We start from the raw sequence: 12,487 nt of genomic DNA on the forward strand, positions 1-12,487 counted from the left end.
CGTTCCAGGACACGGCGGGCACAAACCCTCACGATGCCAGCGCGCCTGATCCTCGCCGACGCGCCGTCCGCCCGCGATGCGCTCACCTTCGCTCAACGGGCCGCGTGGGCCGGCGCCCACGGCGTGCGCTTGCAGGCCGCGGCCGGGCTGCTGTGCATGAGTGCGGCTGCGCTAACGCCCCGTGGTCCGCTCGACCGCACCCCTACGATCCTCGTCCTTCGCACGCTCCGCTCCGACGCCGAGCTGCAGTGCGACGTCACCGTCGAAACCCTGACCGCGACCGTCGACCCCCTGGCCCTCGAACTGCCGGAGACCTCGCTGGCACCCACCTGGACCAGCGTCGAACCCCCGCAACACGGGTGGAGACACATTGCGGTTGTGTCCAGTCTGACGCTGATGCGTAGCGCCCGTGCCGGCATCGAGGCCGTCGCCCAAGCACTTCCCGACAAACCCGGCGACGATGTCGTCCGCAAGATCCGGGGCATGGTCTGGGGCACCCCGGACACAGCCCTCTCGTCGCTGCCGCAAGGCGTCGCGTTCGCCGCCTACGTGTTCGGGTTCCTCAGCGCCGGAGGAGAGGCCGCGATCTCCACCGCCGGCCGTTGGACGCGGTTGACCCTCCCGACTGGACACGTGCTCCTGCGCGGGCCCGTCGTCTCTGGCCTCACCTCAATCCGCCGCACCCGGCCACGCGTCTCCGAGTCCTTCACACCAATCGGATGATACTTGATACCCCATAGGGGTAATGGGTAAGATTGGTGACTATGAGAGAGGCTGAACACGCGCACGCCACGTATGACACACCGCACCTGGATGCGGCGGTCGAAGTCTTCGCGTTGCTGGCGAATCCGGTGCGAGTGAAGATGATCCTCGCCATTCGCGACATCGAGGCCTCTGCCAATCACCTGGCGGACATGGTCGACCTTCCCATCGACCAGACCTCCCACGAGCTTGACCGTCTGGAGTCGGCCGGGATTGTGAGTCGGCAGCGACGCGAGTCCGGCGACTTCTACCTATTGACCGGTGTGCATGCCGGGGCGCTGGCTGAGGCTGCGATCTTCCATGCCGAGCATCAGCAGCAGGAACGCATTCGTGCGGGTTCTCCCACCTCGAACTCGCGACCGAACTGACGAAGGAGGCATCATGCCCCGTTTTTCCCGATTGACCCCTGAGACCGCAGTGGGGGCCTCACGAGACTTGCTCGGCGATCTCGTCGAGCGGCACGGCGAGGTCGGAGACATGGTCTCGACGATGGCGCACTCCCCGGCGGTGCTCGGCGGTTATCTCCAGCTGAGCAAAGCCATGCGTCGCGCCAAGCTCGACCGCAAGGTCAGCGAGCTCGTTTCGATCGCCGTGCAGTCGCAGCAGGGATGCGGAATGTGCCTGGCCTCGCACATCAGCGCGGCACGATCGCTCGGGGTCAGCGATGACGAGATCGCACTCGCCCAGCAGGGTACGGCGATGACCGGCCCGGTCGCGGCGATGATCGCGCTCGGCCTCCAGGTCTACCGTGAGCCTGCGTCGATCACCGACGAGCAGATCGACGAGCTTCGGGGATACGGGTACTGCGACCGTGAGATCTCTGATGTCGTCGGGGTCGTGTCGCTGAACATTCTCACCGGCGCCTTCAACCTGGTTGCCGGCCTCACGCCGGGCGACTGATCTCGCCGGCGACTTGGTGCCTTGGCCGAGAGGATAGGCAGCGGTCTGCAAAACCGTTTACACGGGTTCGAGTCCCGTAGGCACCTCCACTTTCCGCTGAGTCCAATAGGACACGCGTCGCAGGAGGCCGGTAGTCCACCCTCGGGCGCGCCGGGACCTCTGAGCTTCATTCCGCGTCGAGCGACAGATCACACTCGACAATATCGCCCTAGAGCGATATGATCGTCCTATGACGATGATTCAACAGGAGGGGGCAACCCTCGACGAGGTGGCGACGGCAGCGTACGCCCACCTGTTCCAGGCATTTGCGGAACCGACGAGGTTGGCGATCGTGCAGCACCTCGCCTCGGGTGAGCACCGGGTCCGCGATCTGGTCGAGCACATGGGCCTGGCCCAGTCCACGGTGAGCAAACATGTCGGCTTCCTGGTCGAGTGCGGCCTGGCGACGATGCGCCCGGAAGGGCGCTCCACCTGGTACTCGCTGACACAGCCCGAGCTCCTGCGTACCCTCATCGCCGCTGCCGAATCCCTCCTCGATGCCACCGGCACGCAGGCCCTGCTCTGCACGCACCTGCGACTCCCACATATCCACCACGCGACAGATACGGAGAAGAAGTAGACATGGGCGCAGGACACAATCACGGCCCCGCCGCTAGCGAGACCGGGCACCCCGGAGATTTCCGCAAGAAACTCTGGATCGCATTCTCGATCACCGCGACGATCGTCGTCGCCCAGGCCATCGGCTCGGTCATCACCGGCAGCCTCGCGCTGCTGACCGACACCGCCCACGCCATCACCGATGCCTCCGGCCTGCTGGTCGCACTGATCGCCGCGACGCTGATGCTCAAGCCCGCCAACTCCAAGCGCACCTGGGGGTTCCGGCGTATCGAGGTGATCGCAGCCCTCGGACAGTCGGCACTGCTGCTGGTGGTGGGCACGTACGCCGCCATCGAAGGCATCCGGCGACTGTTCGAGCCGCCGGAGGTGCCCGCAAGCGAACTGCTGATCTTCGGCATCATCGGCCTGGTCGCGAACATCATCGCCATCACCATCCTCGCCTCCAGCCGCGGTTCGAACTTCAACATGCGCGCCGCGTTCCTCGAAGTCCTCAACGACGCTCTCGGCTCGCTCGGAGTGATCATCGCGGCGATCGTCATCGCCACGACCGGGTTCATGCAGGCCGATGCCATCGCCGGACTGCTCATCGCCACACTGATCGTGCCTCGCGCGTTCAAGCTGATGCGCGAGACCACCAGCGTCCTCATGGAGTTCACTCCTAAGGGCCTCGACCTCGACAAAGTCCGCTCACACATCCTCGAACTCAACCACGTCCAGGATGTCCACGATCTGCACGCCTCCACTGTGGCGACCGGCCTACCGACCCTGACCGCCCACGTCGTCGTCGACGACGAGTGCTTCACCGACGGTCATGCCGCCCAGACGCTCCAAGAGATCAAAGACTGCGTCGCAGGACACTTCGAGGTCTCCGTCCATCACTCGACCTTCCAGATCGAGACCGAGCACATTGCCGAACATGAACCGGAAGTCAGCAAGCACGACTGAACGCAGCGCCCCCTCCCGGGCTCGTACCGGGCGGGGGCGCTTCCGCATCACGCAGGTAGGCACTACCCCTATGGGGTACTATGGCCAATTGGCACCGCGGGCAGACACGACAAGGAATCCCATGAAGAACCTCAGGTCATTCCCGAAGTACGGCGGGAAGAAAACCGCTGCAATCACCGTCGTGGTCGGCGCTTTCCTGCTCACCGGATGCACGGCCGCCAACGACTCACCCTCAGTCACCTCGGCCAGCGGAGCCGAGATCCTTGCCGAGAATGGCCTCGACGGCCTCGACGTGCGGGAGCTGATCGAAACGCTCGATGCGATCCCGCTGGACGATCGCACGGAGACCTTGACCACGTCGATCACTGCGGAGACGGTCACGCTCACCGATCAGCACGAACGCACGGCAGAGGTGCGGTTGCCCAGTGACGAGATCTACGTATCCGTCGCCCCGTATCGGTCGCAGACCCATGATTGCTACTACCACAGCCCGACCGGATGCCTGGGTGAGCTGCGCAACGCAGACGTGGCCGTAACGGTGACGGATGCGACGACCGGCGAGACGATCGTTGACGAGGAGTTGAGAACCCTCGACAACGGCTTCGTCGGGATCTGGCTGCCCCGAGGCATCGAGACATCGATCTCGATCACCCACGACGGCCAGACCGCCACCTCCGAACTTTCGACCGTCGGCGACGATGCGCAAACCTGCCTGACCACGATGCGACTGGTCTGAAACCAGCACCACGGGAATACCCCCACAGGGTAGGGCGTTGTGGTGTGCGTGCGGTCTATCGCACGCGACGTGTAACAGGAAGGAAAGCAGTCCCATGAGCGAAGTCATCACCGTCGACACCCAGACCTTCGATGAGGTTGTGCTCCAGAGCGAGGTTCCCGTTCTCGTGGACTTCTGGGCGGCCTGGTGCGGCCCGTGCCGTGCGATCGCGCCGGTCCTGGACCAGATTTCGGCCGAGCAGGATGGAAAGCTCCTCATCGCCAAGCTCAATGTCGACGAGAATCCCGACATCGCCTCGCGCTACAACATCAGTTCGATCCCTGCGATGAAGGTCTTCGACAAGGGTGAGATCGTGCGCGAGATCATCGGGGCGATGCCGAAGCCGCAGATCGAGCAACGCCTCGAAGGCATTATCTGAGGCTCGGCCGTCGAACTGTTCCCGAACTCCGCCGACCGTTGCGCGGCAGTTGATGGTCGCCCGACTCAGCGTGGTTGCATACGTAATGCAAGACTGCGCAGTGCAACGAGCGCTTGAAGTGGCAGGACCCCGTTACCCAAGGCGGTCTTCTGCTGATTTGCAGTCAGTTCACCCATCGGATCGGTGATCCATCCGGCTGGCAGACCCATAAGCCATTCCACGAACTTCGGCGACGGACGTGGCCCTCTGTCCTCGTTCAGAACTGCGGGGGCAGGGGCGGCGTGTCCGGTGATGTGCTCCCATCGTGCGATGGCCTCGGCGTAACGTCCCCATCGGCGAACACGGTCTCGATCAGGTTGAACAGTGTCTCCGAGTCGTTCCTGTTGGTCGGTGAGCCATCCGGTCCGTGCAGGGCGAAGTCGATGACCTGGTGAGACAGGGCGATCGTTCCCCGCCGGGCTCGTACTTGATCCAGCGTTTCCCCGCCTCGGGAGTAGTCCGAAGCCAGCGGAGTGCGAAACAAGGTTCTGGGGGTGTGCGGTGATGAAGACTCGGAACCTGTGGTGTGGTGCGCCGGCCAGGGATTCGGGTAGGCCGATCCATTGCGCGTCATACCGGAGGTCGGCCAGATCGCCGAGTACGGCTCCGAGTGCCCGAAGAGGTCGAGCTGGCTCGTCTCCCAGCACCCGAGGTCGGGGTTCCACGTCGCGAGGGGTTGCGTGTGCGGAGGTTGCATCATCGTGATTGCGGGCACGGGTTGCTCCTTGTCTCTGGGGTCTGGTTGCGGTTGCGGAGAGCAGGCCACGCACGTTCTCGATTACTACGAGCCGGGGTTGCAGCGCCTCGATGGCCGAGACCATGTACGACCAGAGACCAGAGCGGGTACCGGGCGCGAGGCCCGCGCCCTTGCCGACGGTCGAGACGTCCTGACAGGGGAACCCTCCGATCAGCACGTCGACTGCAGGAACGGCGGTCCAGTCCACGGCCGCAATGTCACCGAGATTGGGAGCTTCCGGCCAGTGATGAGTGAAGACGCGAGCGACAGGAGTGTCTACCTCGGAGAACCAGATCGTTTGGCCGCCGGTAGCGTGTTCGACGGCGAGGTCGAGGCCGCCATATCCGCTGAACAGCGACCCGATCCGTGGCGGGCGATCATCGCTGGAAGGTGTGTCGTGCATGAGCGCTCCGGCGGGTCGGTGAGCCCGATTCCGAACCCCGTTCTGGGTCCTTCGTCAGGCAGGTCACCTGCCAGGTGCTCGCTCGCCCTCACCCATCAGAAGGCCAGCTATCAGCACCCTCATCGTCTGTTCACCTGAACTGTCTGCCGACCGTCGAGAGGCACCACTTGAGCCTGTCGTCGCTCATCGTTCCAAGCTCCCGTTCCGAGCGATCACACCTCTTGCAGATCGCGGGGGAACGCCCAGCCGCATGCAAAGCTGACCTTCCGAAAGTGCTATCGCTACTTCGGTTCAGAGGTCGTCGAGGGTGGCGGTGAAGTCGTCGGTGCCGCCGGTGGCGATGAACCTGGCTGCTGTAGTGCTGGCACACCACAGCGCGAGCTCTGACAGGGGAGCAGGCGATGAGTAAGGAGACTTCCCCGGTAGCCGTCTCGGCCTCAACGTACAGATGAGCCTGCTCCCTGCCTGGCCATGGCGGGATCAGACGCAGTACCGCTGGTCGGCCGATGTCGTCATCGACGTGGTACTCGGCATCCAGTAGCACCTCGTCGCCGGGACCGCGAGGTGACCACCGCTCGTGATCGTCGACCTTCTTCATCGCAGTGGCGCCCCGATGATCCGTACATCCATTTCGACGTGTGCGAGGACCAGACCGCTGTCGAGACGCGATGCGGTGTCGTTGGCTTTGAGCAGTCGCAGGAGCCCTGCAACCAGGACGGTCTCACCGGCGTCGAGCCGCGAGGCCAGTTGCGCGTCGATGGGGTTGCGGACTACGGCCTCGATGGCGGGCGCGGAATGCAATCAGGTTGCTTCCCGACCACTCGATGCCGAAACCTCCCAGCGGGAACCGTGTTGCACCGTCGTCGCCCGCGATCGGCGTCTCGACCACCAGAGCGCGAAGGAGCCCTGTCACCTGCAACACGTCCACCAACATGCACGTCACTTCACCGCTCACGAGACAGCCGTGTCGATGGCCATCTCGCATGTTGGGGTGGCGACCTCGCCACCGACAGTCGGCGGCGAGGTCGTGCGGAGTGCCTGGTTCACCTGGTCGGCGTGACGGTCTCGATGCGGGTGATGAGTGCGGGCGACGGGTATAGGTACCTGCTGCGCACGATCGCGGCTGCCGATGGTGACCGGAGCCTGTCGACCCCGTTGACGAGGTATTACACGGAGGAGGGAACTCCGCCGGGTCAATGGCTGGGGTCCGGGCTCGCTGGCCTGGGTGACGGGCAGCTCGCGACGGGTGATCAGGTCTCCGAGGCGCAGTTGCAGCTGCTGATCGGGATGGGCCGTGACCCGCTGACGGGAGACCCGTTGGGGCGGGCGTTCCCGGCCTATCGGCCGCTGGCTGAGCGGGTGAGGGCGCGAGTCGATGCGTTGCCAGAGGAGTGGGATTTCGGGACGCGGGATGCAGCGATCGCCGAGATCGAGACCGAGGAAGGCAGCCGCCGTGTCCGCCGGCCGGTGGCTGGGTTCGACTACACGTTCTCGGTGCCGAAGTCTGTCTCGGTTCTGTGGGGTATCTCTGATGCCGGTACGCAGGCGCTCATCGCCCAAGCCCACCACGAGGCGATCGGCGATGTGCTCGATCTGATGGAGCGCGAGGTCGCCGCGACCCGCACCGGCACGACCGCCGGAGACGGAGCGGTCGCCCAGGTCGACGTCAAGGGACTGCTGGCCACAGGGTTCGATCACTACGACAGCCGCGGCGGCGACCCGCAGCTCCATACGCATGTGGTCGTGTCGAACAAGGTCCAGACGGTGCTCGATGACCGATGGCGCTCGCTCGATGGCCGGCCGATGCACGCGGCTGTGGTCGCGCTATCCGAGCACTACAACGCGATCCTGGCCGACCGGCTCACCCGCAGTTTCGGGATCGAGTGGGAGGCCCGCGACCGGGGACGTGACCGGAACCCGGCATGGGAGATTGCCGGTGTGCCGGAGTCGTTGATCGAGGCGTTCTCGACCCGCTCACGCGACATCGACGCCGAGACCGACCGGCTCATCGAGGCGTTCGTCAGCGAGCACGGCCGCCGCCCCTCGGCCAGGACGATCGTCAAGCTCAGAGCACAGGCCACGCTGGCGACCCGGCCCGAGAAAGAGGTCCGCTCGCTGGCGGACCTCACCGCTGACTGGCGCACCCGCGCCACCGGCCTGCTGGGCACAGACGCGACCGAGTGGTCCCGCACGGTCACCGACAACCCGGCGGCGATGCTGCTACGGGCCGATGACATCCCGCTGGACACGGTGGCCGAGCTCGCAGGCGAGGTGGTGGCCACGGTGAGTGAGAAGCGGGCGACGTGGCGCCGGTGGAACCTACACGCCGAGGCGAGCAGGCAGACCATGGGCTGGCGGTTCGCCTCGCCCGAGGACCGCGAGGCGATCGTCGCGATGATCGCCGATGCCGCCGAGCAGGGATCGCTGCGCCTGACTCCGCCGGAGCTGGCGACCAGCCCGGTCGCCTTCCAACGTGACGACGGGTCCTCGGTGTTTCGTCCCCGACACTCCACCGTCTACTCCTCGACCCAGCTCCTCGAAGCCGAAGACCGGCTCCTTGCCCGCACCCGCGATCGGTCAGCGCCCACTGTGCCACTGGCGACGGTGGAGAAGACCATCGCCAAGCCCGACGCCTACGGTCGACGGCTCGGGCCGGATCAAGCGGCCGCGCTCGAACAGATCGCCGTGTCCGGGCGGATGCTCGATCTGCTGGTCGGCCCGGCCGGTGCGGGCAAGACCACCGCCATGTCGGCGCTGCGCCGAGCGTGGGAGGCCGAGCACGGCACCGGGTCGGTGATCGGGCTGGCGCCCTCGGCGGTCGCCGCGCAGGCCCTGGCCGATGACCTCGGCATCGCAACCGAGAACACCGCGAAGTGGTGGCAGAACCACCTGATGCACGGCACGACCTTCGATGCCGGGCAGCTGGTGATCATCGACGAGGCATCCCTGGCCGGCACCCTCTCACTGGACCGGCTCACCCACGTCGCCGAACGGGCCGGGGCGAAAGTGCTGCTGGTCGGCGACTACGCCCAACTCCAATCCGTGGATGCCGGCGGCGCCTACGGACTGCTCGTGCATGAGCGCGACGACGCTCCTGAGCTCGTCGACATCCACCGTTTCACTCACGAGTGGGAGAAGACCGCCTCACTGGACCTGCGCCACGGACGCACCGACGTCATCGACACCTATCTCGACCACGGCCGGGTCACCGGCGGCGACTCCGAGCCGATGATCGACGCGGCGTATGCGGCCTGGCGGGCCGACCGCGACCAAGGCCTCTCCTCGCTGCTGATCGCCGAGACCCGCGAGGATGTCATCAGTCTCAACGCTCGTGCCCGCGCCGACCTGATCCTGGACGGCACCATCAGTCCCAGCCGCGAGGTCACCCTCACCGATGGCACCAGCGCCGGGGTCGGTGACCTGATCATCACCCGCCGTAACGACCGCCGGCTACGCAACGGCAAGGACTGGGTCCGCAACGGAGCCAGGTGGAAGGTCACCGACGTGCGCGAGGACGGATCGGTCACCATCCGCCAGCCCGGTAAACGGGCCGGCGGCAGCATCGTGCTCCCAGCCTCCTATGTCGCCGAGCACGTCGACCTCGGCTACGCCGTCACCGCCCACCGCGCCCAGGGCCTGACCGTCGATACCGCCCATGTGCTGGTCGAGCCTGCTACCACGCGGGAGAACTTCTACGTCGCGATGACCCGCGGCGCTCAGTCCAACCAGGCCTATGTGATCCTCGACCGCGCCGACGACGACCACACCGAACCCCACCCCTCGGACAACCCCGACGCGAGCTCGCGCAGCGTGCTCTACGGGGTCGTGCAGCACTCCGGCGCCGAGCTGTCCGCCCACGAGACGATCACCGCCGAGCAGGACCATTGGGGCTCGATCGCGCAACTGGCAGCCGAATACGAAACCGTCGCTGCCGCCGCGCAGAAGGACCGCTGGGCCGCCCTCATCCGTGACAGCGGCCTCGATGACGAACAGGCCGACTCGGTGCTGGTCTCCGATGCCTTCGGTGCGCTGACCGCCGAGCTCCGGCGGGCCGAGGCCAACCACCACGACATCGACCGGCTGTTTCCGCGTCTGGTGGCTGCTCGCGGGTTCGACGATGCCGAGGACATCGCCAAGGTGCTGCACTACCGGCTCGCCCGCGCCACCGCCCAGACGGCCGGCTCGGCCCGCGCTCGCGTGGCCCCACGGCTGATCGCTGGTCTCATCGCCCGCGCCGATGGCCCGATGACCGATCAGATGCGCCAGGCTCTCGATGAACGCCACCGGCTCATCGAGCAGCGAGCATCAGCCGTCCTCGACACCGCCCTGACCGACAAGCAGCCCTGGACCCGGAAACTCGGCCCCACACCGGATGAGGAGAAGGCGGCGAGACGGTGGCGATCCAGTGCCCGCGTGGTCGCCGCCTACCGCGATCGCTACCAGATCACCGACACCAGCCCGCTTGGGCCACCGGCGCAGAACGACGCGCAGAAGGTCGATCGAGCCCGCGCCGAGACCGCGCTGCGCCGCCTCACAGCCAAGCCCGGCCGCCCCGAGCAGGACCGCGCTGTCGCCCAGCGGCAAGGCCGCGACCTCGGCCTATAGGCCAGCGAGTAGAGGTCACGGGCGTCTTCCGGTCCACGCCGTTCGGGCGTATCCTGGCAGCAGAGGCGGGTTTCATTTCGCTCACTCGGCCGTTCGCGGTCGGCCCTCACCGGGCCCTTTCTCAACGCACCGTCTCGTTCATCGAACGTGCGATTGAGAGGAGCCCATCATGTTCCGGCTGATAGCCGCAGCCAGCATCCGCATCCGGTTTTTCCTGCGTTGCTACATGCCCACCAACATCCTCGCCGACGCCATCCGTACCCGGCGCGGCCACAAGTGGGGACCGGCAGCAATGCTGCTGGCCGGCCCGTACTTCCTGCTCGCTGTCTGGTTCGTCCACCTCATCGACACCGGCGGCCCCGGCTGGCTGCATCTGCTCGTGCTGCTGGCGATCTGGAACGGGTTCAAGATGCTCTGGCTCGGCCCGCTGGGCATCGCCTGGCTGCTGCGTGCCCGCCTGGCCGAACGCGGCAACCGCAGGCAGCACGCCCCAGCACCCGAGCATGCTCAGACCTCCGATGCGGACCTGGCGGGGGTGGCCTGATGCGAGCGCTCATCTACACCTCCAACGCCAGCGTGAACCGCAAGCACCGCGAGTACCAGCAGGCCCTATGTCTCCGGCATGCCGGAGAGAAGGGATACACCGTCCTCGACATCGTCTACGACGTCGGAAGGGATCGGACGGAGATGGAACGGGTGCTCGACCGTGCCCGAGCTGGTGAGTTCGACGTGCTCGTCACTATCAACCTCGCCCGGCTGGGTCGCCATTACCCTGCCGTCCGGGCGCTCGTGGACGAGTTCGAGGCGGCGGGAATCACGCTGTATCTGTGCGATCAACCGGTGGCGTCGGCCAGCCAGCTACAGCTCATGGCCGTGATGGCCGCGTTCGATGCTTCCGCGAGCATGTCGAAACGAATCAGGGCCGGCAAGGCCGGCTGACTCCCTGTTCTGTGTAGGGGCACGGTCCAGTAGGGTGGTGACATCGCGTGCGTTCGTCACCGCCCGTGCTGTGCCATCACGCAGCAGCAGATTCGTGCCCGTGCTCGCCGCCGAGGTCACCGGGCCGGGCACCGCGCCGACAGGGCGGCCCAGGCGGCGTGCCTGCTCGGCCGTCACCAGCGAGCCCGAGCGGGCGCCGGCCTCCACGATCGTTGTGGAACCCGAGAGCGCCGCTTCGATCCGTGCCCGCGCCAGGAACCGGGTCCGCGAGGGCGGTGCTCCCAGGGGCGCTTCGCTGATGCGCAGGCCCACGTCACCGATGCGGTCGAGCATGTCGGCGTTGCCGCGAGGATAGAGCCGGTCGGCGCCGCCGGCCATCACAGCGATCGTGTGACCGCCCTCCGCGAGAGCCGCACGGTGCGCCGCAGCGTCGATCCCGTACGCCCCACCGGAGACCACGACCATCTCGTTACGTGCCAGCTCGGCGGCCACTTCGCTGGCGACCTGTTCGCCGTAGGCGGTCGAGGCTCGTGCCCCGGTGATCGTGGCCCGTTCACCGACGTGGGTTCCCAGCAGCGACTCCGCGCCCTTGGCCCACAGCACCAGCGGTGCCCGTTCGCCCAAGTCTTCCAGCGAGGTCGGATAGTTCGGATCGCCGGGGATCAGCGTGGTGTACCCGTGCCGCTCGGCGGCGACCATCGTGGCCTGCACGGTGCGGGCATCGACGTTCGGGTTCCGTTTCGCCCGCCACAGGTCCGCCTCGACTCTGTTCAGCGCCGGCGCCGGACCATCACCGGTCAACGCTCGCACGGCCTCTGCCGCGCCGACCTGCGAGACCACCCAACCCGTCAGTGGCTCACCAGGGTCCACCAGGGACGCCAGAACGACGCGCCCGTACCGTTCGTTGAACCCCAGCGCACTGAGCCCATCCATCACGCTCTCCTCTCATCGCTAGAGAGCAGGTAGGCCAGGACACCCCGCAACCCACACGCGGACCGACGTCGGCAACTGCGCCGAAACGCTACTCAGGAGGCTCTGCCCCACACTCTCGCCAGCGAGCGTCGACGGCGATAACGACGGGGCGGGTCCAGCCGCCACGCACGGGTTCGCAGGGCAGCGCGGTGCTAGTGCGGCCCGTCAGACACGCCTCTGGTTCAGTCTGGGGCCAAGCTTACTGCCTATGGGTGTAGACTCGTTACATGATCGATCGAGATGAGCTGATTGCGGAGCTGAACGACACTGGTGTACTCGGGGCGATCCGCTGGGCTTACCTCTCGGCGACCGAGCGCGTACTTACGGACTACTCCGCGGCGGCCGGCCATGATGCGACGTGGGTCGGCGTGAGCCGTTTCACGCTACTCCGGGACCGGCTTGACCGTGTCTTCT

General features: G+C 66.4%; 14 protein-coding genes, 1 tRNA gene and 1 pseudogene. 12 read left to right on the forward strand and 4 right to left on the reverse strand.

What is annotated here, in order from left to right; genetic code table 11:
• Positions 1–33: 33 nt before the first annotated feature.
• The 8 genes from EVU97_RS14170 (at position 34) to trxA (ending at position 4,379) form a co-directional block, all read left to right on the forward strand.
• Positions 34–723, forward strand: a complete 690-nt coding sequence (locus EVU97_RS14170) for a hypothetical protein (protein ID WP_075866895.1) — start codon at positions 34–36, stop codon at positions 721–723.
• 41 nt (positions 724–764) lie between these two features.
• Entirely contained in the window at positions 765–1,130 is a 366-nt protein-coding gene (locus EVU97_RS14175) for a helix-turn-helix transcriptional regulator (protein WP_075866894.1), read from the forward strand.
• 13 nt (positions 1,131–1,143) lie between these two features.
• Positions 1,144–1,662, forward strand: coding sequence for a carboxymuconolactone decarboxylase family protein (locus EVU97_RS14180; RefSeq protein ID WP_075866893.1), 519 nt, complete (start codon positions 1,144–1,146; stop codon positions 1,660–1,662).
• A 15-nt stretch (positions 1,663–1,677) separates the two neighbouring features.
• Positions 1,678–1,751: transfer RNA gene (locus EVU97_RS14185), tRNA-Cys, on the forward strand.
• 140 nt (positions 1,752–1,891) lie between these two features.
• Positions 1,892–2,281, forward strand: coding sequence for a helix-turn-helix transcriptional regulator (locus EVU97_RS14190; protein WP_075866892.1), 390 nt, complete (start codon positions 1,892–1,894; stop codon positions 2,279–2,281).
• Positions 2,282–2,283: 2 nt separating this feature from the next.
• Positions 2,284–3,225, forward strand: a complete 942-nt coding sequence (locus tag EVU97_RS14195; protein ID WP_084451532.1) for a cation diffusion facilitator family transporter — start codon at positions 2,284–2,286, stop codon at positions 3,223–3,225.
• 121 nt (positions 3,226–3,346) lie between these two features.
• Positions 3,347–3,961, forward strand: coding sequence for a CueP family metal-binding protein (locus EVU97_RS14200; RefSeq protein WP_075866891.1), 615 nt, complete (start codon positions 3,347–3,349; stop codon positions 3,959–3,961).
• A gap of 94 nt (positions 3,962–4,055) precedes the next feature.
• Positions 4,056–4,379: a thioredoxin gene (gene trxA / locus EVU97_RS14205; protein WP_084451534.1), complete on the forward strand. Its 324-nt coding sequence runs from the start codon at positions 4,056–4,058 to the stop codon at positions 4,377–4,379.
• Between the two features lie 256 nt (positions 4,380–4,635).
• Here trxA and EVU97_RS15335 read toward each other — a convergent pair whose 3' ends face one another.
• The 3 genes and pseudogenes from EVU97_RS15335 to EVU97_RS14215 form a co-directional block, all read right to left on the reverse strand.
• Positions 4,636–5,133 carry a hypothetical protein gene (locus EVU97_RS15335; RefSeq protein WP_240730252.1) on the reverse strand — a complete coding sequence of 166 codons (498 nt, stop codon included), beginning with the start codon at positions 5,131–5,133 and terminating at the stop codon, positions 4,636–4,638.
• A gap of 43 nt (positions 5,134–5,176) precedes the next feature.
• Positions 5,177–5,557 (reverse strand): annotated as a pseudogene (locus EVU97_RS15340) (DNA cytosine methyltransferase); the annotation flags it as partial.
• A gap of 594 nt (positions 5,558–6,151) precedes the next feature.
• The gene (locus EVU97_RS14215) at positions 6,152–6,358 is read right to left on the reverse strand and encodes a hypothetical protein (protein ID WP_129666707.1); all 207 of its coding nucleotides are present in this window, start codon (positions 6,356–6,358) and stop codon (positions 6,152–6,154) included.
• Between the two features lie 267 nt (positions 6,359–6,625).
• Here EVU97_RS14215 and mobF point away from each other — a divergent pair, with 267 nt between their 5' ends.
• The 3 genes from mobF to EVU97_RS14230 all read left to right on the forward strand — a co-directional run bounded on the left by mobF (position 6,626) and on the right by EVU97_RS14230 (position 11,101).
• Complete coding sequence (gene mobF, locus EVU97_RS14220) at positions 6,626–10,162, forward strand: MobF family relaxase (protein ID WP_084451581.1); 3,537 nt, start codon at positions 6,626–6,628, stop codon at positions 10,160–10,162.
• A 169-nt stretch (positions 10,163–10,331) separates the two neighbouring features.
• Positions 10,332–10,706 (forward strand): hypothetical protein, encoded by a 375-nt coding sequence (locus EVU97_RS14225; RefSeq protein ID WP_075866889.1) that lies wholly within the window; start codon positions 10,332–10,334, stop codon positions 10,704–10,706.
• Positions 10,706–11,101: a recombinase family protein gene (locus EVU97_RS14230; protein WP_075866888.1), complete on the forward strand. Its 396-nt coding sequence runs from the start codon at positions 10,706–10,708 to the stop codon at positions 11,099–11,101. The genes EVU97_RS14225 and EVU97_RS14230 overlap by 1 nt, the downstream gene beginning before the upstream one ends.
• On the opposite strand, the gene EVU97_RS14235 is transcribed toward EVU97_RS14230, so the two are convergent.
• Complete coding sequence (locus tag EVU97_RS14235; RefSeq protein WP_075866887.1) at positions 11,021–12,034, reverse strand: DNA-processing protein DprA; 1,014 nt, start codon at positions 12,032–12,034, stop codon at positions 11,021–11,023. The two genes, EVU97_RS14230 and EVU97_RS14235, sit on opposite strands and share 81 nt — an antisense overlap.
• A 266-nt stretch (positions 12,035–12,300) precedes the next feature.
• Here EVU97_RS14235 and EVU97_RS15160 point away from each other — a divergent pair.
• Positions 12,301–12,487: hypothetical protein (locus EVU97_RS15160; protein ID WP_205744930.1), on the forward strand; the 187-nt coding region annotated here is incomplete at its 3' end.

The organism is Dermacoccus sp. 147Ba (assembly GCF_004151355.1).
Lineage (GTDB): Bacteria > Actinomycetota > Actinomycetes > Actinomycetales > Dermatophilaceae > Dermacoccus > Dermacoccus abyssi.